Below are 21,823 nucleotides of genomic sequence, written 5' to 3' on the forward strand. Positions count from 1 at the left end.
GGGTCATGGTGCACGTACTGGGCAGCAGGATTCTGCTGCGTCCCACGGACCCCGAGCGCTCCCGCGCCTTCTACGGTGACGCCCTGGGCCTCGCCGTCTACCGCGAGTTCGGCACCGGACCCGAGCGGGGGACGGTCTACTTCCTCGGCGGCGGGTTCCTCGAGGTATCGGGGCGCGCCGAGGCACCGCCCACGCCCGGCCTTCAACTGTGGCTCCAAGTCGCGGACGTGCACGCGGCGTACGAGGAACTGCGCGGCCGGGGCATCGAAGTCCTGCGACCGCCACGACGCGAGGCCTGGGGCCTCATCGAGATGTGGATCGCCGACCCAGACGGCGTGCGCATCGCCGTAGTGGAAGTGCCGGCGGACCACCCGCTGCGCCTTCGCCCCTGACGGGATCACGCTGTGCCTCGTCGGCGACGTTGCGGTGGTGCTCGATCTGGAGACCAGCGTCACGCAGAGAGACGACTCGTGTCCGGCACGACAGTCGGCTACCGAATGCATCCCGCCGAGCTGGGCCACCGCGGCGGACCGGAGCCGGATCGACTATGCGTGGCCGAGCCGTCGGACACCGCGGCAGCCGCGTGGCGCCCAGCCGGCACAAGCCCTGAGGGACGTCCAGGCCACGTCGGCGGCGCCACACCACAGGGCGCCGCCGACCCCGGCTGCCCCGAAGAGGGCCGCGAACCGGCCGAGGAGACTTCCATCCGGTACTTCCTCGGCCCGGTGGTTCCTACGCACCCGATCCTGCGGCCGACTGGCACCTGCCGGCCGGGGACGAGAGCGCGCTGCCGGCCATCGCCGCGGCCATGGAGCGGATGCCGGAGGGGGCCACCGTGCACGCCTGCATCGAGGTCTCCGGCCCGGCGGAGGAACAGAAGATCGCGACGGTGGACGGTGTTGACCCGGTCTGGCTCCACCGGGGCGAGCGCCCGATCGGCACACCGCTCCTGGAGGCGGTCTCCTCGCTCGCCTTCCCCGAGGGCACCCCTGAGGTCTTCGTCCACGGAGAGGCCGGCTTCGTCAAGGAGCTCCGCCGCCACCTCCGCAAGGAGCGACAGGTCCCGCGCGAGCGCCTGTCGCTCTCCGGGTACTGGCGTCAAGGTCAGAGCGACGAGGCGTGGAGCGCCGTCAAACGGGACTGGCACGCGCAGGTCGAGACGGAACAAGAGGCGTAGCCAGGGACAAGCGCGGCCACTCTCGTACTTTCGGGTCGCTCGACCGGCTCGGCCGCTCCATCCAAGACCTCATCGCCATCATGTCCCAACGTGCCCGAGCTGAAGGGCGGCCGCCGCGCTCGCCGAGGCGACCACCACGGCCGAGCTGCCGCGGCCGGCCAAGCCCAAGGACTGATCACCGCCATGTGCGGCTGGTGATGCGGTCCCCGAGTCGTCAGGCGGGGAGGAAGAATCCGGTCACGTCGGCGAGCAGGCCGTCGCGGTGCACCGCGCTGCTCACGCCCGTCATGAAGGTCTCACCGTCCGGGCCGACCTGGGTCCAGCGGGCCAGTGACCGGTCGTGGTGGTCGAGGACCTCGTCGATGCGGAAGCGGTGTCCGGGAAACGCCCCGGCGAAGCCGTTCATGTACGCGTCCAGTTCGGCCAGGCCGCCGACCTCGGTCCCCGGGTCCCGGTAGGTGACGTCGTCGACCGCGACCGCGCCGAGCGCGGTAAGCCGTATCGAGGGGTCGACCGACCAGCACGCGGCGTAGTCGTCCCAGAGCTGCTGTTGGTCACTCATCGCTGTTCCTCTTCGTTGACTTGCTCGGCTTGCTTGGCTGTCTTGGCTTGCCTGGCGCCGATCGATACCAGGGCTCCGGCGGTGATGGTGTGCAGTTTGGCGGCGGCCGTACCGGACCGGACGAGTACCAGCAGTCCCTGGTAGAGCGCCAGGAGCTGGGCGGCTGACTGCTCGACGTCGAGTTCCGCGGGCAGCAGCCGCTGGGCACGGGCGCGCGTCAGCGCGTCGGCGAAGCCGGACTCGATCGTCTCCAGCCCCCGGCGCACGCCCGGCGTCGCCTGCGGAACGGTGAACGACTCCACCGCCGTGTTGGTGAGCAGGCACCCCGGATCGGGTTCGGGGCCGATGCCAGTGTCGAACGCCGAGGTGAAGAACGAGCGGATGCCGGCCACGGGGTCCTCCGCGTCCCGCAGGTGGACCCGGACCCGGCCCTCCACCACACGCTCGTTGTAGGCGTCCAGCGCGGCACTGAACAGGCCTTCCTTGCTATGGAACGCCCGATACAGGCTGCCCGGGTGCATTCCGGTCGCCTCTTCGAGGTCGCGCAGCGAGGCGCCGAGGTATCCACGACGACGGAACAGGCGCATGGCGGAGGCCAGCACCTCGTCCTGGTCCCAGACCTGTTTCCGGCCCATCAACGCCCCCCGTAGTTGAACGATCGCTCACAAACTAGCACGCGCGTGACCCCTATAGGCCGACCACTGCTGTCGCGCTGCAGATGATGCTCCTGCCGCGCTCGCTCAACTTGCAGTGCGTCGCCATCTTCATCTGGTCAGCGAGGTGATTCGCAGGAAACGGCCCAGGAGTTGGGACGTACGAGGGCGCTGGAGGGGTCTGCGTGTCGGAAGGACCGGTGTCAGTACGCGCCGAAGGACCAGAAGACCCCGACCTCGTCGCCGGACACGGCGACGAGGCCCAGTTCTTCGAGCAGGTCGAGGCCGTTGATGTACTCGCCCGTCATGAACCCGTTGACCCTCGCCCCTTTGAGGCCGGCCCGGACGAAGTCCCGGGCCGGGTCCCAGGCTGCATCCCGGGCGTTCGTCCAGAATTGGGCATCCGGGCCGTAGCGGTCCAGCAGGAACCGTGCGTCGGCCAGCAGAGCGTCGCGCTCCGGCCGGTTCCGGACGGGACGGCCGTCTCCCCACTCCTCCGCCATGACGGCGAGCGCGGTGACGGGCCCCGCCGGCTCCAGCTCGTGCAGACGGTCCCGGAACCCGGCGGCGGGCGGCGGGCGGCGGGCGGCGGCGCGAAGGGGTAAGCCGGCACGGCGTGGCGGGCATCCTTGGTGCGGTCGGCGTCGATCCGCAGCCAGCCGCGCGGGTCCGGGACCTCGCGGTGCATCAGGGCGAGCATGTCCTCGGCCCAGTCTTCGTGCCGGCGCGGACCGGTGGCGAGGAAGACGTACCGGTCCTCGAGCAGGCGCAGGGCCGCCGCGTTCCAGGGGCTGCGGCGGCGCCGCAGCTCCATGATGGTCGTGCCGGCGCTGCGGGCGAACACGTCGGCCGGTGAGCGCGGGATGCCGGCCAGCTCTCCATTCCCCCACCGCAGCAGTTCCGTGGCCGCACCGTCCGCGGACGCCCCACCCAGGTCGAGCGGCACCTCAGGGACGATCGCCCGGTTTCCCCGCTGGAGTTCGCCGGCTGCCCGCCACAGGTCTTCCAGGTGGGCGTCGAGGAGGTCGAGGGCGATGCGGTCGTCGTCTGCCGTACTCATGGGCCAACCCTAGGCCGCCTCTTCCGGACTCTGCTCCCCCATCGATAGCTGGGGATACCGGGCTCGACCGGCAAGATCCGAAAGAGACCGCCACCGACCAAGATCCGGGCCAGTGGCGGGCCAGCACCGGACCACCGAGGACAGACACCCTTTTTTTGCCTGGTCAGGAGCGGTGTGGTGGGTGTACCACCAGCACTCGAAGAACTTGTTCGTAAGTTACTCACCAAACAGGATCGGCTTCTTCTAAGAAGTTGAGAACGGCGCCTGACCTGCACAAACACACCCTTTGGGCATCGCAGTCCGCCCTAGTGGAAGCAACCCAAATTGGCTGCTTCCAGAGTCAGATCTCTCCGATCATCCCCACTCTACAAAGAAGATCCGGGCCATACATGGGCCAGAAAGGAATCTGGACCACCGCGGCTACCAGCAGACCGTGGCCACCTTCGCAACCAGCCAGCCCACCATCGACGCACTGTCGACCTCTTCGTCCCTGTTCTCAACTGTGGGCGGACATCTGGCGGCGCTTCCCCCTCGCCACCCTGTCATGCGTCGGTGCGGTCCTCACCTCCGGGCATTCTGTGCGTAGAGGCCCCGCGGATTCGCGACTCCGCGGGGCCTTTACCGCGCAACGGCCGTCAAGCGCATGGGTGAGACCGGTTTGTCGTCGTCCACGAAGGCACGGACCGGGCACTCGTACGGAGCGAAACGCTGGACGGCATCCGGATCCGTGACATCGGCGACTAGCGTCCGTCGGCCGGCGCCCTCAGTAGCCGGTTCAGTTCGCTCCCGGCCCCGTCGTAGCCGGCGTCGGAGATCCGTCGCAGCTCGCGGAGGTCGCGGGAGGCGACCGCGCGTCGAGTGAGCAGGAGCCCGGCCTGCATGGACCCCTCGTCCAGCAGCTCGCTCAGCTCCCGGAGGTCGCCTGCCTCGTCCGCGAGATCGGCCAGCCGGTCCAGTGCGGTCTCGTTGCCCTCGTCGGCCAGCTCGCGGAGGGTCTCCCGATCCACATTCGTGTTGTCCATGACGCCATGCTGCAGCCCTGCCCCAGGGGCAAGGTCAAGTGGGACGATGGCCGGGTGATCACCATCGGGCAGCTGGCCGGCTACATCGGCGTGTCGATCAAGACCGTCCGCGTCTACCACGACAAGGGACTGCTCCCCGAGCCCGACCGCGACTCGTCCGGCTACCGGCGCTACGGAGCGAGCGACGCCGTCGCCTTGATCAAGATCCGGACACTGGCCGAAGCCGGTGTCCCCCTGGCTCGCATTCGCGACCTGAGGGCGTCGGGCGAGGAAGAACTCCGGCAGTCGCTGGGCGAGATCGACGACGAACTCGACGCCCGCATCCGCAGCCTGCGGGAAACACAGGCCCGTCTGCGCCGGCTCGCCGCGGGGCGGCTGGTGCCGCTGCCCGACGAAGTCGCCTCCCATCTGGAAGACCTGACCCGATGGGGGTTCACGTCCAGATGGGTGGACCTGCAACGCGACCTGTGGATCCTCGTGTTCGCCACACACCCGGACCACGCGACCATGCTGTTTCACGACCAGGCCGACATCTTGGCCGACCCGAAGCTACGGCAGCTGTTCCTCGGCTACGACCACGCGTACGACCTCGACGCCGGCGACCCGCGCCTCGAAGACCTCGCCCTCCGTATCGCCGAGGCGAACCGGGAGCGCTAGGGGACCGGCGAACTGCCCGGCCTGGATGCGGACTCCGAGATCCCCGCCCTCGTCCAGGGCACGGTCAACGCTTCTTCCCCGGCATGGGAACGGCTCGACTCACTCATTCGCGCCCACCTGAACGTATGACGTGAGCGGCCTGGAGCCACCTGCGCGACGCCGTCCGGTGTCGATGAGGAACTCGGTTGCCACCCTCGTCTCGGTGCTAGACCAACGCGGCCCGCAGCGCCCGCCTGGCCGCCCCGCGTCCACCAGCTCGAACGACGCCCGTCGAAAGCACTCGGCGAAGGAATCCTGGAGGGCCTCCGGGCTCGGGGCGCGCGCATCGAGGACGGGCGTCACCCGTAAGCCACACCTTGCGGTCGAGATGATGCAGATTGTCACCATGCCTGTCAGCGTGATTCGCGAGGAATCCCCATCCCACGGATCCAGAGGAGTCGCCGTCATGGGCGATGCACAGGACAAGCACCAGGAGCAGGGCAAGGGCCGCGAGGCACAGGAGCATCATCGCTCCGGGGACCCCGCACGCCCCCAGCCGGGCAAGGCTTCCCGCAAGCAGGAACAGAAGCAAGGCCGGCAGTAGGGCCAGAAGGAGACCTCGCGCCGCCGTGAGGATGACCTGTTGCGCGAGGAAGACCTGCACGACGAGACGCTCTGACCGGACCACCACTCACCCACCCACCCCGAGCCCGGCCGCGGGAGTGTCAGGGCTGGACCCGGGCGATGAGCAGCGCGACGTCGTCGTGGTCGCCGGGGCGGCGCAGGGCCTGGAGGAGCATGTCGCAGGTCTCCTCCAGGGATCGCGGCGGCTCTGCGAGGAGGGCAGGAGAACGTTCAGGCGTTCGTCGATGGCCTGGTCGCGGGTTTCGACCAGGCCATCGGTGTAGAGGACCAGTTGGTCGCCCGAGTGCAGATCGAACGTGGTGGTGTGGAGGGGGACGCCGCCGACGCCGAGGGGGACTGCGGTGGGTAGTGCCAGTAGTTCGGCGGCCGTCCCCGACGCATCAACACGGGTGGAAGGTGCCCGGCGTTGGAGATGAGGCCTCGGGTGTGGTGGGGGTCGTAGGCGGCGTAGACGCAGGTCGTGATGGTCTGCCCCATGGAGTCGGTCAGGCGGTCGAGGTGACGCAGTACCCGGGCCGGGCCGGGGCGAGGTCGAGTTCGGCCAGCGTGCGGGTGGCGGTGCGGAGCTGGCCCATCGTTGCGGCGGCGCTGATGCCGCTGCCCATGACGTCGCCGGCGACGAGGGCGGTCTTGTCCCCCGTCAGGGGGATGACGTCGAACCAGTCGCCGCCGACCTCGTCCGCCGCTTGGGCGGGCTGATATCGGTAGGCGATCTCCAGGCCGGGCGGGTCCGGCGGCTGCTGAGGGAGGAGGCTGCGCTGGAGGGTGAGGGCGGTGTTGCGTGCGTGCTGGTACCAGCGGGCATTGTCGATGCAGACGGCGGCGCGGGCAGCCAGTTCGCCGGCCAGAACCTCGTCGGCGGCAGTGAACGGCTCCGGATTGCGCAGGCGCTTGAGGTCGAGGGCGCCGAGGACTTCGCCACGGGCGATGAGCGGCACGGCCAGGTAGGAGTGGAGTCCTGCGGCGGCCAGCATGCCGACGGCCTCAGGACTGTGGGCGATGCGGATCAGGTCGTCGGCGTCCACGTGGGGCACGCGGACCGGGCGGCCGGTTCTCACGCACTGGGTGACCAGCCGGTCGGCGTCGTAGCGTGCCACCTCACCCGGCGGATCGGCCGCATCCACGGCGTCCGTGGGGTACGCGGCAGCCACGGCCAGGGCCCGGAATACGGCCGACCCTTCGTGTACGGGAACGGCCGCACGGCTGTGCAGGATGCTGTCGAGCACGTCCACCGCGGCCACGTCGGCCAGCTCCGGCACGGAGACATCGGCGAGCTCGCGCGCGGTCTGGTCGAGGTCGAGCGTGGTCCCGATGCGCAGGGAGGCATCGGCTACGAGTCCGAGGCGCTGCCGGGCCCGGGCAGCCTCGGCCTGGGCGCGATGCCGCTCACTGACGTCGACGACGGACGTCGCGACGCCGAGCACCTTGCCGTTGGAAGCTTCCAGCCGGTAGAAGGACACCGACCACACGTGCTCACGGTCCGGGTCGGCCGGGGTGCGCCCCGCGGACTCACGGTCGAGGATCGGGATTCCGTCGGCCAGAACCTCACGCATGGCGGACTCGATGGCCTCGGCATCCAAGAAGGGCAATGCCTCCCAGACGTTCCGGCCGACATGATCGGCAGCCGGCAGGCCGTTGATGCGTTCCAGCGCCGGGTTGACGGTCACGTACCGCAGAGCGGTGTCTACCACCGCCAGCCCGATCGGGGACTGCGAAATCAGCCGAGTGGACAGCGCCAGATCCCGCTCCACCCGCCGCAAGGTCGCCTGGTCGGTAGCCAGGCCCAGGGCATAGACGCCTTTCCGGCCGTCCTCCAGCCGCATGTTGCGGAACTCCACCAGCCGCGTGCCGCCATCCTTGTGGCGCACGGGAAACACGCCCGCCCAGCTCGCCCCGCCGGCCATGACCCGCGCGAACAGGTCGACCACCAGCTCCAGGTGCTGCTCGTGGACCAGCAGCCGGCCCGCGAACCGGCCGAGAGCCTCAGCAGAGGTGTATCCGAACAGTTCCTCGGCCTGCGGGCTCCACGAGGCGATCCGCCCGTCCGCGTCGAGCACCACGGCCGCGACCTTCAGGACATCGAGTAGCCCTCCGGGCTCGGGGGAAACACCATCCGAAGGCCGGCCGGGGTGGGCCGGGAAGGATTCGGTTGCGCGCATCCCGGGGCTCCTTCCACCCGCTGACCGCGCCCTGGGTGTCCCGGGCCGACGTCCTCGCTTGTGCCACCCGCGACTCCCATCCTCCCTCCCCAACAGCCGACCCCGCACCTCTGCACCACCGGGTCGCAGTCGAGGTGGACGCGTGTGGGGGGCGTGGGGGGCTGTCGGAGTCAGCCTTGTGGGTCCGCCCGTCTACGGGGTGCGGCCGTACGTCATCGCAGGTCGACGCCGGTGCCTGGTCGGCGACGTGCACGAGCCCGGCAACGATTCGCGGCACGCCCGCCGCCTGCTCCACCGCCGCCGGGAAATGCCTGGTCACGCCGGTCGTGGTCCGCCGAACGGGCGTACAGTGGAAGCACTGGGAGTATTTCGCGCACCGGCTTTCACGCGGGTGCCATTCCTGGCGATCGCCTAAGATCCGGGCTGCCGACGGGCAGTCCGGGGGCAGGTCCGCATCATGATCACCACCTTCGACCGGACCGCGCCCCGCGATCTCGCCGCAGAGCTTCCGGCCCTCCCGGCCCGCTTGTCCCTCACCCCGAAGACCATGCTCGCCGGCCAGCTGGACGGGGCCTGGTGGCCCCACTCCCGTGACCTCGAAGCCGAGCTCCCACCGCTCGCCGCCGCCCTGGAGGAACCCTGGGGGCGCATCACCCGCGTCACCGTGAACCCCAGCCGCTGGCTCGCCGTACCACACACGGTGCCCGCGGACGGGCGCACGCTGCACGTGGGCTGGTTCACCGGACAGGACCCCGACAAACTGATCCTGCTCTCGTACACCGTCGGCCGCTGGGACCTCCTCGTCATCCCGCCCGAGACCGAGCCCGCCGCCGCGGCCCGGCTGATGGCCGCCGCCGCGATCCCCGGCAGCGACCTCACCGCGAGCGTCCTGATGGCCAACGAAGCCGCCATCGGGCGCGGCATCCGCGACGCCCAGCGCCAGGAAGCCGGCTGGGAGAGCGAAGGCGGAGCCTGCATGTCGCCCTTCGGGAACTCCATGGACCGACGCACCCTGCCACTGCCCGGGAACGGCTGGAGGTGAGCTCCGTGGAGACCCTCGTCCTCATCGCCGTGACCATCCTCACGGCCGGCATCGGAATGCGCCTGATCCACCTGCTCAACGCCCAGCACGACGCCCGCATCGAGGCCTACCACTTCAGCGACCCCCTGCCGAGGCCCCCCGGCCTGCCGGACGACATCAGTCGTCGAGCCCACCACACGGATGCCGACCGGTGAGGAACAGACCTTCCTCCGACCGGGGGCAGCGGGCGGGGCGCCACGGCGCCCCCACCCGCCGGCTCCTCGCCCACCACGAAGGGAACACGCCCACGTGAAGTACATCCGGACCCAGACACTGCCGTCGCTCGGACACGCCGAGGTACGGATCATCGCGCACACGCCCGAAGCCGCACGCGCGGTCGCAGAAGCACTCCGCGGCTGCTTCGCAGGCGCGGAACAGCGCAGCTATCCCGGCCTCGACGGCAACACCCGCCTCCACCTCACCGTGGACACGGCAAGACCCGCCGGCCCCGTCCGCACCTGGCTGGCCGCCAGCCGGACGCCCGTCGGCGCCGGCACCCACTCCGACGAGACCTGAGAACCGCCACGGACCCCGGAGCCCACCCGCACACGAAAGGACGCGGTCATGGCCACACTGCGCGAACGCAGGACCTACCGCGACGAGGTACTCCGGGTCCTGTACGAAGCCGTCGAAGGCAACCGCCTCCTCGGCATCACCGGAGCACAGCTACGGCGCGACCTCCACGTACCGGAACAGGACCTGGCCGCCGCCTGCACCTACCTGGCGGGCGAAGGCCTGATCACCGTCGACTGGGAACCGGGCAACACCCCCGCGATGGCCACCCTCACCCACGAAGGAATCCGGCGCATGGAGGCCGAAGAGGAAGAGCACGGCTGAGCTTCCCACGCACACGTTCTGGCGTCTCACCGCCAGGCACAGCCAGACGAATTCCCTCCGTCAAGCCGCGGCTGCAATGCCCCATCCGTACCCTTCGGAGCGGCAGACAGCATTCACCACTCGGCTACGAGACCACCCGCGAACTGGCCGAGCGCGGCGCCACCGTCCTCCACGGCCGCACGCCCGAGGACGTGTAGACGAGTGCCGATGCACGCCTGCATGTGAGCGGCCCCGTGGGCGCGCACGACTCCGCTGGTCGATAGGCAGCGACACTGCAACACAGTGGCCCCACCCGCTGGCCCAGCCCCCCGCCGGATCATTCCCCGAACTCGATTCAGCTCACTGCAGGACCGGGTCCGAGGCGTCCTCCTTGTCGAGCACAATGCCGTCATCCAACTCCGCCCCGCTCTCCATCGACGGTCCGGGCCATGTGATTGACCGAAGCACTGTGGTGGCGGTGGTCAGGCCCAGGAGCGTCGACAGCCACCAAGACGTTGTCACGTAGTCGCGGCCATCTGCCACCAGCAACGTCCATTCGGCGGTGGGTAGTTCGGCGCCGTAGCCGAGGAAGCTCAGTCCGGAGACCGCGAGGATCACGTCGCCGAACTCCAGCGCCGCGAGCGAGGTCACCGGGCCCCGGGCGTGGGGCAGGACGTGGCGACGGACTATCCGCCGGCCACCGGACTCCATTGACCTGGTGACTTCGACGAAGCCCGCTTGGCGCACTCTCAGATTCTCGGCCCGCATCAACCTTGCGAAGTCGTCACATCGGTCACGCCGACCAGGCATCTCAACAAGATGCTGCTACGACCTCTAAAGTGGCCGATCTTCCCCATCGCGGCATTTTGAACATAGGACCTCTGCGGTGGGACCCACCACTTGCCGCGATGAGGCAGGTGCCGCTCGTACACGAGGCAAGCGCTGTCAGGATGTTCTGGGCTTTACACGGACGGCTGCCTCTTACCAGTGCGGGAGCCAGCACGGAATCGACCGATGGGCAACTTGGGGCGGTTTTCATCCACGGTTTCGGGTCCTCCAGCTCCGTCTGGGACCCATTCCTGGAGCTCATACAGAGTGACGCCGACTTGGGGTTCGTCACCCCGTTGCCGTTTGACTACGCCACATCCCTCATGTCCTTGAATCCTCTGCGTCGCATCCCGACCTTTGAGACCATTGCCGACGACCTCAAGGGGTTCCTTGAGACAGAGGGCGAGGATTTTCCGGATCTGGCTCTGGTGTCCCACAGTCAGGGCGGGCACCCAAGCCAACCTCACAGACCCGTTCCACTCCAGCTCATTGCTGAGGGCCCTGCATGCGGCGGACGCGAATCAAGCCGTTGCCGCTCTCGCGCAGCGGACCGCCACCGAGACGGACCTCACGAACGCGTCCAACGTTGCCGGATTGCTGAAAACGCTTCACGAGGTGGGCGCGGAGCAGGCAGTGAGAGCGCTACTCGACCGCGACCCCGTCGCCCAGGCCGACCTCACAGACCCGTTCTACTCCAGCTTATTGTTGAGGGCACTAGTGAGAGTGGGCGCGGACCAGGCCTTCTATGCCGCCGCGCGGCGATGTGCCGCCGAGGCAGACCTCACCGTCGACCCCATGTTCGTGACCGCATTGGTGGATGTACTGCGGGCTGCCGGCGCAGATCGGGCCGCAGCCGCAGTTTCCCAGCGCCTCCAGGACCCGACTCGCGCTGCGTTGGAGCCCTATGACCCGTTTCCCTATGGAATCGAAACCGATGGTCGCGCTGCAAAGCCCTGGACATGGAGCGACCCCCCTGTCCCTACCGACGGGTCGGCTGTGTAATGCCGCGGGGCGCCGGGCCACAGGTCCCGCTACGGACCACCTCGGCTACCAGCAGACCGTGGCCACCTTCGCAACCAGCCGACCCACTATCGACGCACGGTCGACCTCGTCATCCCTGTTCTCTCCCTCGTCGCCCTGTCATGCGTCGTCGGAGCGGTCCTCACCTCCGGGCGTTCTGGGCGCAGAGACCAATCGGATTCGCGGCTCCGCAGGTCTGAGTAGTAAGCGTGCAGGCGGCCCTGACCGCGTCCGTCGTCCCTCGTACGTCGTGAACTCGGGCCGCCCGGCGCCATGGTGTACATCGGCCTGATCACGCTTGGCCACCGCTGGTCGGCGGCACATTTCAACCGGGACCCGAAATAGCCGGGCCGACGGTGCCGGCCGCCTCCCACAACACGCCCTAAGGTCGGTAGACGAGCTCGATCACCATCGCCGCGATGAGCCCCCAGACCCCGATTCCCAGGAGCCACATGACGTCGAGGGCCGCGCCGGTGGTGACGACCACCAGGCCGCCTGTCCCGAGGGCGAGTACGGTCCGGTGGATGCCGCGGTCGGGACGCCAGTCGATGGTCACAGCAGTGAGAGTCCCGCCGGATCCCCCTCGCGTCGAGGAGCCGGCGGGATTCCTGTCGTGTTCTTGACGCCCCGTCGCCTGACGTCAGCCTGCGTGGACGTGGGGGCGGCGGGTCCGGTCCGGTTCGGCCTCGCGGATGACCTCGCGGGTGACGGGGGCGACTTCGCCCTGGCCGAAGAGGAAGAAGCGGAGGAAGTTGGCCATCGGGTTGCCCTCCGTCCACTCGAAGTAGATGTGGGGGCGCTGGCCGGTCTCGTCGCGGACGTGGAGGAGGAAGGCCGCCAGGGCGTTGGGGATGCTGGAGCTCTCCAGGGTCAGGACGCGGTAGCGGCCGTGGAGCACTTCGCCGCGGACCCGCATACCGGATTCGAACTCCGAGGCGTCCAGGACGGTGACCTCGACGAACATCACGTCGTCACCGGGCGGGACGTCGTTGTCCGCGCGGATCTGCTCCTTCTTCTGCCGGTACTCGTCCAAGTCCCGGTTGTCGGGCTCGTTGGCGATGAAGCGAATCGTGCGGTTGGACATGTCGCGGATGAAGCGCTGCGCCATGTCGTCCAGTTCCACGTCCGTGACGCGCAACTCGAAGACGCGGGCCAGGCGGGAGAGCAGGGAGAGGGCCATCATGCCGGCGATGAAGCAGGCGCCGATCTTCACGCCGTCCGGGCGCTCTACGACGTTCACGGCCGTGGTGTAGATGAAGACGGCCGAGATGACGCCGAAGCCGATGACCATCGGGCGCAGGGCGCGGGCCCAGAGCGGGGCCATGCCGTAGCGGGGCAGGTAGCGCGGCATCAGGTTGAGAAGGCCGGCCATGGCCGAGGAGCCCGCGAACCAGAGGATCAGGATCGTGGAGATGTCGTAGACCGTGCCGAAGGCGGAGCCCAGGTGCTCGTGGGCGAGGTAGGCCAGGGCCCGGCCGTTAGCCTCGCCGCCTGGCTTGAACTGGTCTGCGGGGATCAGCAGTGTGGTGATGAAGCTGGAGCAGATCAGGAAGACGTTCATGATGACGGCCGCGGTCGTCAGCAGCTTCTTGGCACCACGGATCCGGCCGGCCGGATGGGCCACGGTGTCCGAGGGGTCGCCCTTGACGTGCGGCATGACCGCCACACCTGTCTCGAAGCCCGAGAGGCCGAGCGCGAGCTTCGGGAACACGACGAGAGCGATGGCGATCATCATGAACGGGTTGCCATGCTCGGTCGTCAGTGCGGTCGTCCAGTCGGTGACGACGTGCGGCTCGGTGGCGACATTCCACAGGCCGACGGCCACGACCACGACGTTCAGGCCGAGGTAGGTGGCCACCAGGACCACGGCCACGCCGATGGCCTCGCTGAACCCCTTGAGGAACACGGCGCCGAGCAGCGCGATCATGATCAGGGTGATCAGAACTTCGTGACCGTGGAGCGTGCTGGTGAGGTGCGGGTTCTCCACCAAGTGCGCCGTGGCGTCGGCGGCGGAGAGGGTGATCGTGATGAGGAAGTCGGTCGCCGCGAACCCGAGCAGGGTCAGGACGAACAGCTTCCCCTTCCAGAACGTCAGCAGCCGCTCCAGCATCGCGATCGAGCCCTCACCGATCGGGCTCTCCTCGGCGACCCGCCGGTAGACGGGCAGCGCACCGAAGAGGGTGAGGAGCACGAGCACGATGGTCGCCAGCGGCGACAGCTCGCGGGTGCCGCGCTGAGCCCGGACGAGTACGTCCCCTCCAGCGGCGAGAAGACCTCCATCCAGGCTGGCCTCCCCGGACAGCGAGCAGGCCACTGGCGCGGTGCGCCAGCGCTCCGCGGTCATCGTCAGCAGCACCCCTTCTCGGCGGCGTCCGGGCACGCGCTGGACGGTGCGACCCCGAGTGCGGCTTCCTCGTACCGGGACCCGCGCCGACTGCCACCGCCGGTCCGCCTTCCGGACCTGGCCACTAAGCATGAGCCCGGCAGGCCCTGTCCGTGCGGGAGTTCGGACGGCTCCACGGCGAAGAATGCGGCTGTGAGGACGGCGCGTTCCTGATCCAGCACCATGCGTCTGCCGGGCAGCACCGAGGACGTCACGCTGTGGGCGGACACCTTCACGTGCAGCCACGGGTGCAACGAGTACACGCAGACGGTGACGCTGCCCGATACTCCCTGGGTGTACGAGAGCAGGCGGTCGACCGGGGCGCGCGCGTGCCGTACGAGCGCATCCGTGTCTTCCCCGGCAACAAGCACATGCAGGAGGATCTGCTACCTGGTTTCGGAGTCGCGTGACGCGCTGCCTGCCCCTGCTGCCTACCGGGGGACGACGACGGTGACGACATCGGTCGGCTGACAAGCCGGCGCGTCGTGCCGCCTGACCGTGTGTGGGTCCAGTAGTTGATGGGGCACACGTGTGGAGGACGGGAGTTCAGGTGTCGAGTAACAATCAGAAGAAGCGGTCACGCCGCGCGGGGCGTCAGCCGGTCACGCAGCGGGAATGGGTGCCTCAGATGAGTGATCCCGCCGAAATGGCCCCTCCGGGCTCGGAACTCTGGGATCCAAAGCCCGCGCCGGACTGCTGGCGCCTTCGCTGGCGAGCCGGGTACCACGGGCCTCACCCAGGCCTCCGGCAACGGCATACCGCCGCCCTTGGCGGGATCAAGGTCACCCCCCTCCTGTTCGCGTCCTGTCCTTCGGGCACCGAGGTCGTCTGCAAGGTCTACACGGAACCCTTCCGTTGCCCGGACTATCTGCGCCGGATCCAGAAGGAGGCCAGGCCCATGGCGCTCGCGGCCCTGGGCGCCTGACGTGGACGAGAACGTGTTGACGGCGCTGATCGCCGCCGGGGCAGCAATCGGCGGCGGAGCGGTTACAGGGGTGTTCACCCTCGCTGCCGCCAAACGCCAGGCCGCTGCCGCCTGGGCGGCGGGCGAGCGCCAGGCCACGGCCGCATGGGAAGCCGGTCAGCGACAGGCAGCCGCCGCCTGGGATTCCGGACAACTCCAGGCCGCGGCCCAACTCGACGTCGCTCGCCGAACCCTCACCGAGCAGACACTGGCGAACCAGCGGGCAGTGCGTCGGGCCGCCTACGTCACGTACCTGAGCCGCACCGACAGCGCCCACCAGGCACTCGCGGCTTGGCAGAGCGCCATTGGCACCGCGGACGAGGCGCCGCGGCGCCGGGAGTATGACGTCGCTGTGGGCGAGGTCGCGGAGGTACTGAACGTCGTACGCCTCGAAGGCCCCGACGGAGTGGCAACGGCGGCGGAGAACCTTCGCGACGCACTGGTCGCCAACGCTCCCGGAACCGGGCAGGCCGTCGCACAGGAGGCCTTCTTGACCGTGGCCCGCGCGGCTCTCAGCCCTGCGCAGTCAGCGGTCGCCCACTAAGATAAGCAATGTCCGAAATGATGCAATTTCCGCTTGGCGTCACCAGGCTTGGGCGCGCTGGCGCGCCGGGCAATCGGCATGAAGCGGGGTCAGGTGGACCTGAAGGTGTCGTATGAACACATCTCCGAGTTCGTCACTGTGGTGACACTCGAGGGCGAGTTGGACGTCTACGAAGCGCCGAAACTGCGCAATCCGCTGGTCGACTTGGTAAACCATGGAAGGGTGTTCCTCGTACTGGATCTGTCGGCGGTCGACTTCGTGGACTCAACGGGATTCGGTGTGTTGGTCGGCGGCCTGAAGCGGGTCCGCGCCCATAAAGGCGGAATGGCATTGGTTGTGACTCAAGAGAGAATAGCGAAGGGGTTCCGCATCCAGGGGCTGACCAAAGTGTTTCCCATCTTCGACAGCGTGGACCCCGCCGTCGAGCACCTCGGCCGAACAGTACCTGGAGTCCATGACTGACGGCGCGCAGCAGACTGCGGACGACTGGTCGGACCACGCGCACTCCGTCACCCGGTCTCACCTGCCGCCAGGGCAGTGCGCGCCCTTTAGTAACAGCTGCGATCGCTGTACCGGGCCGCGGGTAGCCCGGGGCGCCAGTCGGTTCGTGTGCCCACACCGTCGCGCAGGATGACTTCCCGACGGTGGCCCGCGCAAGCTCTCGCGCCCTGCATAGCACGCGCCCGCCGGATAGAATCCATCATGTCTGAGATGACGCAATTTTCCGCTTGGCGCGACCAGGCGTGGGGCACGCTGACGCGCCGGGCAGTCGGCATGAAGCGGGAGCCGGGTGCACCTGAAGGTGTCGTACGAGGACGGACCCGACGACATTACTGTCGTACGGGTCGAAGGCGATGGCCAGGGTGGTGTGCTGGACGCCGCCTCCGCTCCGGCCCTGCGCTCCGCATTACTGGAGGCCATCGAGGGCGGGCGGCTCATTCTGGTCGTCGACCTGAATCCGGCGGACGGCATCGACAGGGCGGTCCTGAGCGTGCTGGCAGACGGTCTGATGCGGGTGCGCACCCAAGGCGGTGCCCTCGCCATGGTCGTGACAAGCCAGCAGGTGCGGGAAATTCTGGCTGACACCGGTTGGGACAAGGTCTTCCGGACCTACGAGACCGTGGCGAGCGCGGTCGCGGCGCTCGCCGCCTCCTACGCGGAGAGGAGCGTCGAGCAGCGGCGCGCCGCCATCGCGCAGAAGGGGAGCCGCATCGTCCCACAGGGCGGCCATTCGTATGAGCACGTCTCCGAGTACATCACCGTGGTGACACTCGTGGGCTTGCTGACCGTCTACACCGCGCCGGCCTTGCGCAAACTGCTGGTCGATCTGATTTACCACGGCAGGGTGTTCCTGGTCCTGGATCTGTCGGCGGTCGACTTCTTGGACTCGACGGGATTCGGTGTGTTGATCGGTGGTCTGAAGCGGGTCCGCGCCCATGATGGCGGAATGGCGCTAGTGGTGCCTCACGACAGACTTGCGAAAGTGTTCCGGATCACTGGGCTGACCAAAGCGTTTCCCATTTTCGACATGGTGGACCCCGCGGTTGAATTCCTCGGCCGGGAAGTACCTGGCGTCCATGACTGACGGCGCCCTGCAGGCTGCGGACGACTGGTCGGACGACGCGCGCTCCGTCACCACGCCTCGCCTGCCGCCAGGGCCCCGCCATGCCCTCCAGCAACGGCTGCGCTCGCTGTACCTGGCCGCAGGCAGCCCGGCGCCCCAGTCCCTCGCCGTAGACGCTGACAGCACCCAGGGGCGGCCCGCGCAGGACACCGTGGAGCAGGCCCTGGCCTGTGCGCCACCGCCCTCGCTCCGGAACACTGTGGCCGTCGCCGCGGCGCTCGCGAGGCTGGCCGGTGAGGACCCCGACCAGGTGACTACAGAGGTACAGGCGCTCTGGGCGGCCGCGGGGCAGACGCCGCGCGTTCGGCTGCGCACCGCAGCGGAATGGGACCCCGTACGCCTGGGCGTCCACCCCGCGCCCGGCCCGGACGGGACCATGGACCTTCCGCTGACGGAGTACCTTACCCGCCCGCACGACACCACCCTGCGCCAGCGGCTGGCCCATACGGCGGCGACCAACCAGGCGTCGCTCATGCTGCTGGTGGGCCGTTCCGCGAGCGGCAAGACCCGTGCGCTGTACGAGGCGGTGGCCGCCGTGCTGCCCGACTGGCCCGTACTGTTCCCCGCCGACGCGGAGGAGCTGACCGCGTGGATCGAGGCAGCCGACATTGACCCACGGACCGTACTGTGGCTCAACGAGACGCAGCGCTTCCTGGACGGCGCCGCGGGGGAGCGGGCCGCTCGAGCGCTGGGTCGTCTGCTCGACCAGGTGACACCGCTAACGGTGGTGGGCACCATGTGGCCAGAACACATGCGGCGCCTGACGAATCGCCAGAAGGGCCTGGAGGGAGCCCCGCACACCCTCGCGCTGCTGACCAGACCCAACGCGATGATCACGGTTCCGGACACGCTGGCTGGTGACCCCGCAGCCATCGCCTCGGCAGCCGCCCGCGACCCGCGTGTCGCCGTTGCCGTACGGGCGGCCGGATCCGGGCAACGCGTACTGCAACACCTCACCGTGGGACCGGAGTTCGTGCGCCAATGGGAGATGGGCCCGGATCAGTGGTTCACCGCGCCCGAACACGCCGTGCTTACGGCGGCCACGGAGGCACGCAGGCTGGGCCACGCTAGCGCCGTGCCCGCGCGCATGCTGATGGAGGCGGCGGCCGGCTTTATGGACTCCGCCGCGCGCGCGACCGCGGGACAGGAGTGGTTCCCGACCGCTATCGGCGCACTGACGGCCACGGAGGGCAGCCCCGCTCCGCTGATCGCGGAGCGACACGAACCAGGTGTCGGCGAACCGGACAGCTATCGCCCTGACGACTTTCTCGAACAGCACATCCGCCGGGTCCGCGCCCACCGGGCGCCGCCCGCCGAGTTCTGGTCCGGGGCACGCTGGGCCAGGACGGCCGACGACGCCTACGCTCTCGGCCGGGCCGCCGAGCAGCGGCGTCGCTACGGCAGCGCCGTCCCATTGTACGAGCAGGCAATCGAGCAGGGCCACAGCCAAGCGCGGGCCGCCCTCGCCGTGCTACGGGCAACCACCGAAGGGCAGGCCACCGCCGAAGAGACGGCCGCGACGGACCCCACCGCCTGGGCCGCCCTCGCAGTGATGAGGGAAGCGGAAGGCGACGGGCCCGCTTCCTACGACGCGTACCGGCGCGCGGCAGAGTCGGGCGACTCGTGGGCCTGGGCGGCCATGGCCCGGATCCGCGAGGCGGAGGGAGACCAGGTCGCGGCGGACGCGGTCGCGGCGCGGGCGGCGACAGTGGGCGAGCCGCTGGCCTGGCGGACGCTCGGCCGGATGCGGGCGACGCAAGGTGCGGTGGCGGCCAAGGCGTTCGAGCAAGCGGCACGCGCTGGCGACGGCTGGGGCGACATGGGGCTCGCACAGGTCGCCGAACGGTCCGGCGACCTCGCCGCGGCGGTGGCACACGCCACCCGGGCGGCAAGCAAGGAAGTCGGCGCTGCATGGGCGGCTCTGGTACGGCTGCACTGGGCGCTCGGTGACCACGCGTCAGCCCTGGAAGCGGCCACCAGCGGCGCGGACGCAGGACATCCCGAAGGGTGGTCCCTCCTGGCACGGCTGCGTAACGCGGCTGGGGACCGGGCAGGGGCCGCCGCGGCCCATCGCCAGGCGGCAGGCCTGGGCGTCGGCGCCGCGTGGCGCGAACTGGCCCTGCTCGCCGAATCGGACGGTGACAGCGTGGCCGCCGATGAGGCCGCCGCTCAGGCGGCACGCACCGGCGACCCGGAGGCCTGGACCGCGCTGGCGGAAGCCCGCGAGGAAAACGGTGACGAGGCGGGCGCCGCCCACGCCGCAGCGGAGGCAGCACGCGCGGGTGATGTGGACGCCTGGATCATGCTGGCGCGGGCCCGGGAGAATGCCGAGGACAGGCAAGGCGCAGAGCTCGCCGCCGACCTGGCGGCCGAGCGGGGTGCGACCGATGCCTGGTCCGCGCTGTCCCGGATACGGGAACGCGCCGGGGACCGGGACGGATCCCGGCGTGCGGTACTGCGGGCCGCCGCCCTGGGAGCCTCCGACGCCTGGACGGCGCTGGGCCGCGTGCGTGAGGAACTGGGTGACATCCCTGCCGCCGAACGCGCCTACGTCCGCGGCTGCAAGGCCGGTGACGCAGAGGCATACGCCACGCTCGGCGCCCTATACCTGGAACAAGGACGGACACACGAGGCCTGCGCCGCGTACCAGTCGGCCGTGGACGCGGGACTCCCCGACGCTTGGGAAGGGCTGCTGTCGGCGATGGCGGCCCAGGCGCCCCGCGCGACTTCGGCGCAGACGGTGGCTCGGCTGCGCACGACGGGACTGCCGACGGAGAAGTAAGCGTCCAGCCCAGTCGGAACTGCGCCGGCGTCAGGTCAAACCTCTGTCATGGGGTGGGACTTCGTCTTGCCGACACCAGCCACAGACTCCTGGGTTGCAGATTCAGAGAACCTAGCTGATGCCCGTCGCCGCAGCTCTGCTGGGCGGCGCCGGGCACCACGCAGGGGCAACGGCGGTGCGGCTATGCGCTGGGGGCCGAGGGGTCACAACCGCACGAAGATGTACAGCGCGGGGACGAGCGCGGGCGCCTGGACCACAACTAGTAAGACCACCAGGGCAGAGCCGAAGAAGGCAACGGCCCAGACCGCTCCCGCAGTTGCTGCGACACAATGGCGGCAGGGCCCGCCAGGCACACGGATTGGGCCGCTGCCGGTGGGTGATCGGCACAGTCCATCCGGAACAATCCATCGCACAGGGCTGCCTCGAGGCCGAGAAAGGCCAGGTAGTTGCGGGGATGGCGTTCGTAGCGGTGGTTGAGCCGGCGGTAGCCGGTCAGCCAGGACACGGTCCACTCGATTACCCACCGGCGTTGCGCGAGCCGTTCGGAAGACTCGATGCCTTTGCGTGCGATACGGACACCGATCCGCCTGCCTCACAGCCTTTTCCACAGTTCAGTTATGTCGTAGGCCTTGTCGGCGTACAGGCGCTGGGGCTTGAAGTGGCGACCGCGGTGGGGGTCGTGTCTCATTTGGTGACCGAGCACCATGGGCTTCAGCGCTTGACTGTCGTGAGTGTTGGCAGCCGAGAGACCGACGAGGAGGGGCAGCCCTGCCGCGTCCGACAGGACGTGCATCTTGGAACCTGGCTCGCCTCGGTCCACGGGGCTCGGACCTGTGAGTTCGCCCTCTTTTTGGCCCTGCCGTGGGCGGAGTCGAGGACGGCGCGGGAGAGGTCGAGCAGGCCGGCGTCGTCGAGCCGGTGCAGGATCTCCTCGTGCAGCCGGCCCCAGACTCCAGCCCGTGACCAGATCAGGAAAGCTCTCTACGCATTCGTCGGCGCGCGCTTCGACGTCGCTCAGGTGTTGGGGTCCGACCAGCCAGGCCAGGTCCGCAACGCCCTACGGACGGCAACGAACCCCCTGGCGGCAGAATGGCCTTCCCCAGCTCCTCCTCCACGTTGAGTAGTCGGTACCACCGCCCGGATAGGGCCCCTAACCAGCGGCGTCGCCCCCTCGGGGCGCGGCCGCATCTGGCGCTCTCCACCGACGAGCAACGCTTCGGGCCCTGGCCACGGAGCGACAGTGCTCCCTCACTCCCCCACGACCAAGATCCGGGCCAGCTGCGGGCCAACACCGACCCACCGAGTGTAGATACCTTCATTTTGCCTGTTCAGAGCGGTGTGGCACGTGTACCACCAGCACACGAAGAACCTTCTGGTCAGCTACTCGCCGAAGAAGCTCGGCTTCTTCTAGATTTCTAGAACGGTGAAGGCGGGTCGGAGCGTGGGCCGTGGTATGGAGCTCGGCCACCGTTTCGGTCCTGGGCAGCCATGACCTCGTCGCCGTGCTCGAAGGCCCAGGCGCCGAATGCCTCGATCGGGCCGAGCAACGCCCTTCCCAGGGCGGTGAGTTCGTACTCGACACGGGGCGGAGCCTCGGCAAAGGCGTGTCGTTCCACCAGACCGTTGAACTCCAGCCGCCGCAGCGTCTCGGTCAAGACCTTGGGGCTGATGCCGCCGATGCGCTCGCGGAGTTCGCCGGGACGCCTGGGACCGTCGCGCAGGACCCAGAGCAGGACGGCGTTCCAGGTGTTGGAGAGGAGGTCGAAGGCTAGGCGGGCGCGGCAGTCGGCGAGGTGGGCGTCGGTCGTCACGTACCAAATGGTGCCTGACGGGTTTCCTAGTGTCGTCCCGGAAGCGGTCGAAGCAG

21 protein-coding genes and 4 pseudogenes are annotated in these 21,823 nt (G+C 69.1%); 14 read left to right on the forward strand and 11 right to left on the reverse strand.

Going from position 1 to position 21,823, the window contains the following annotated elements:
* Nucleotides 1-5: 5 nt before the first annotated feature.
* Nucleotides 6-392 carry a VOC family protein gene (locus ACODT5_RS22365; protein WP_422521082.1) on the forward strand — a complete coding sequence of 129 codons (387 nt, stop codon included), beginning with the start codon at nt 6-8 and terminating at the stop codon, nt 390-392.
* Between the two features lie 329 nt (nt 393-721).
* A pseudogene (locus tag ACODT5_RS22370) lies at nt 722-1,177 on the forward strand (siderophore-interacting protein); the annotation flags it as partial.
* A gap of 214 nt (nt 1,178-1,391) precedes the next feature.
* On the opposite strand, the gene ACODT5_RS22375 reads toward ACODT5_RS22370, so the two are convergent.
* The 4 genes from ACODT5_RS22375 to ACODT5_RS22390 all read right to left on the reverse strand — a co-directional run bounded on the left by ACODT5_RS22375 (nt 1,392) and on the right by ACODT5_RS22390 (nt 4,474).
* On the reverse strand, nt 1,392-1,739 hold the full coding sequence (locus ACODT5_RS22375; protein ID WP_422521083.1) for a nuclear transport factor 2 family protein: 348 nt from the start codon (nt 1,737-1,739) through the stop codon (nt 1,392-1,394).
* On the reverse strand, nt 1,736-2,374 hold the full coding sequence (locus ACODT5_RS22380; RefSeq protein ID WP_422521084.1) for a TetR/AcrR family transcriptional regulator: 639 nt from the start codon (nt 2,372-2,374) through the stop codon (nt 1,736-1,738). Before ACODT5_RS22380 ends, ACODT5_RS22375 begins: the two co-directional genes overlap by 4 nt.
* Nucleotides 2,375-2,696: 322 nt before the next feature.
* Entirely contained in the window at nt 2,697-3,452 is a 756-nt protein-coding gene (locus ACODT5_RS22385) for a hypothetical protein (protein WP_422521085.1), read from the reverse strand.
* 740 nt (nt 3,453-4,192) lie between these two features.
* Entirely contained in the window at nt 4,193-4,474 is a 282-nt protein-coding gene (locus ACODT5_RS22390; protein WP_422521086.1) for a hypothetical protein, read from the reverse strand.
* Between the two features lie 6 nt (nt 4,475-4,480).
* Here ACODT5_RS22390 and ACODT5_RS22395 point away from each other — a divergent pair, with 6 nt between their 5' ends.
* A complete protein-coding gene (locus ACODT5_RS22395) occupies nt 4,481-5,131 on the forward strand; it encodes a MerR family transcriptional regulator (protein ID WP_422521087.1) in 651 nt (216 codons plus the stop codon).
* A gap of 445 nt (nt 5,132-5,576) precedes the next feature.
* A complete protein-coding gene (locus ACODT5_RS22400) occupies nt 5,577-5,714 on the forward strand; it encodes a hypothetical protein (RefSeq protein WP_422521088.1) in 138 nt (45 codons plus the stop codon).
* A 121-nt stretch (nt 5,715-5,835) separates the two neighbouring features.
* On the opposite strand, the pseudogene ACODT5_RS22405 reads toward ACODT5_RS22400, so the two are convergent.
* Nucleotides 5,836-7,914 (reverse strand): annotated as a pseudogene (locus ACODT5_RS22405) (SpoIIE family protein phosphatase).
* Nucleotides 7,915-8,371: 457 nt separating this feature from the next.
* Between ACODT5_RS22405 and ACODT5_RS22410 the strand changes: the two are divergent.
* From ACODT5_RS22410 to ACODT5_RS22425, 4 genes are all read left to right on the forward strand, one after another.
* Nucleotides 8,372-8,956, forward strand: a complete 585-nt coding sequence (locus ACODT5_RS22410) for a DUF5994 family protein (protein WP_422521089.1) — start codon at nt 8,372-8,374, stop codon at nt 8,954-8,956.
* A 5-nt stretch (nt 8,957-8,961) separates the two neighbouring features.
* The gene (locus tag ACODT5_RS22415; RefSeq protein ID WP_422521090.1) at nt 8,962-9,150 is read left to right on the forward strand and encodes a hypothetical protein; all 189 of its coding nucleotides are present in this window, start codon (nt 8,962-8,964) and stop codon (nt 9,148-9,150) included.
* A gap of 94 nt (nt 9,151-9,244) precedes the next feature.
* Complete coding sequence (locus tag ACODT5_RS22420) at nt 9,245-9,511, forward strand: hypothetical protein (RefSeq protein ID WP_422521091.1); 267 nt, start codon at nt 9,245-9,247, stop codon at nt 9,509-9,511.
* A 48-nt stretch (nt 9,512-9,559) separates the two neighbouring features.
* The gene (locus tag ACODT5_RS22425; RefSeq protein WP_422521092.1) at nt 9,560-9,832 is read left to right on the forward strand and encodes a hypothetical protein; all 273 of its coding nucleotides are present in this window, start codon (nt 9,560-9,562) and stop codon (nt 9,830-9,832) included.
* A gap of 339 nt (nt 9,833-10,171) precedes the next feature.
* On the opposite strand, the gene ACODT5_RS22430 is transcribed toward ACODT5_RS22425, so the two are convergent.
* Nucleotides 10,172-10,621 carry an ABC transporter permease gene (locus ACODT5_RS22430; RefSeq protein ID WP_422521093.1) on the reverse strand — a complete coding sequence of 150 codons (450 nt, stop codon included), beginning with the start codon at nt 10,619-10,621 and terminating at the stop codon, nt 10,172-10,174.
* 140 nt (nt 10,622-10,761) lie between these two features.
* Here ACODT5_RS22430 and ACODT5_RS22435 point away from each other — a divergent pair, with 140 nt between their 5' ends.
* Nucleotides 10,762-11,547 (forward strand): alpha/beta fold hydrolase, encoded by a 786-nt coding sequence (locus ACODT5_RS22435; protein WP_422524995.1) that lies wholly within the window; start codon nt 10,762-10,764, stop codon nt 11,545-11,547.
* 494 nt (nt 11,548-12,041) lie between these two features.
* Here ACODT5_RS22435 and ACODT5_RS22440 read toward each other — a convergent pair whose 3' ends face one another.
* From ACODT5_RS22440 to ACODT5_RS22450, 3 genes are all read right to left on the reverse strand, one after another.
* Complete coding sequence (locus tag ACODT5_RS22440) at nt 12,042-12,215, reverse strand: hypothetical protein (RefSeq protein ID WP_422521094.1); 174 nt, start codon at nt 12,213-12,215, stop codon at nt 12,042-12,044.
* Nucleotides 12,216-12,299: 84 nt separating this feature from the next.
* On the reverse strand, nt 12,300-14,039 hold the full coding sequence (locus ACODT5_RS22445; protein ID WP_422521095.1) for an amino acid transporter: 1,740 nt from the start codon (nt 14,037-14,039) through the stop codon (nt 12,300-12,302).
* The gene (locus ACODT5_RS22450; protein ID WP_422521096.1) at nt 14,006-14,413 is read right to left on the reverse strand and encodes a hypothetical protein; all 408 of its coding nucleotides are present in this window, start codon (nt 14,411-14,413) and stop codon (nt 14,006-14,008) included. Before ACODT5_RS22450 ends, ACODT5_RS22445 begins: the two co-directional genes overlap by 34 nt.
* Nucleotides 14,414-14,968: 555 nt before the next feature.
* On the opposite strand from ACODT5_RS22450, the gene ACODT5_RS22455 reads away from it, so the two are divergent.
* The 5 genes and pseudogenes from ACODT5_RS22455 (at nt 14,969) to ACODT5_RS22475 (ending at nt 19,956) form a co-directional block, all read left to right on the forward strand.
* The gene (locus ACODT5_RS22455; protein WP_422521097.1) at nt 14,969-15,550 is read left to right on the forward strand and encodes a hypothetical protein; all 582 of its coding nucleotides are present in this window, start codon (nt 14,969-14,971) and stop codon (nt 15,548-15,550) included.
* A 93-nt stretch (nt 15,551-15,643) separates the two neighbouring features.
* Nucleotides 15,644-16,012, forward strand: coding sequence for an STAS domain-containing protein (locus ACODT5_RS22460; RefSeq protein ID WP_422524996.1), 369 nt, complete (start codon nt 15,644-15,646; stop codon nt 16,010-16,012).
* A gap of 340 nt (nt 16,013-16,352) precedes the next feature.
* A pseudogene (locus tag ACODT5_RS22465) lies at nt 16,353-16,670 on the forward strand (STAS domain-containing protein); the annotation flags it as partial.
* Nucleotides 16,671-16,760: 90 nt separating this feature from the next.
* Entirely contained in the window at nt 16,761-17,135 is a 375-nt protein-coding gene (locus tag ACODT5_RS22470) for an STAS domain-containing protein (protein ID WP_422524997.1), read from the forward strand.
* Nucleotides 17,128-19,956, forward strand: a complete 2,829-nt coding sequence (locus ACODT5_RS22475; RefSeq protein WP_422521098.1) for a hypothetical protein — start codon at nt 17,128-17,130, stop codon at nt 19,954-19,956. The genes ACODT5_RS22470 and ACODT5_RS22475 overlap by 8 nt, the downstream gene beginning before the upstream one ends.
* Before the next feature lie 409 nt (nt 19,957-20,365).
* Here the strand turns inward: ACODT5_RS22475 and ACODT5_RS22480 are convergent.
* Together ACODT5_RS22480 and ACODT5_RS22485 are read right to left on the reverse strand one after the other, a co-directional pair.
* Nucleotides 20,366-20,937: pseudogene (locus tag ACODT5_RS22480) on the reverse strand (IS5 family transposase); the annotation flags it as partial.
* Nucleotides 20,938-21,371: 434 nt separating this feature from the next.
* Entirely contained in the window at nt 21,372-21,767 is a 396-nt protein-coding gene (locus ACODT5_RS22485) for a winged helix-turn-helix transcriptional regulator (protein WP_422521099.1), read from the reverse strand.
* Nucleotides 21,768-21,823: the final 56 nt, after the last annotated feature.

The organism is Streptomyces tatrensis, assembly GCF_049310065.1.
GTDB lineage: Bacteria > Actinomycetota > Actinomycetes > Streptomycetales > Streptomycetaceae > Streptomyces.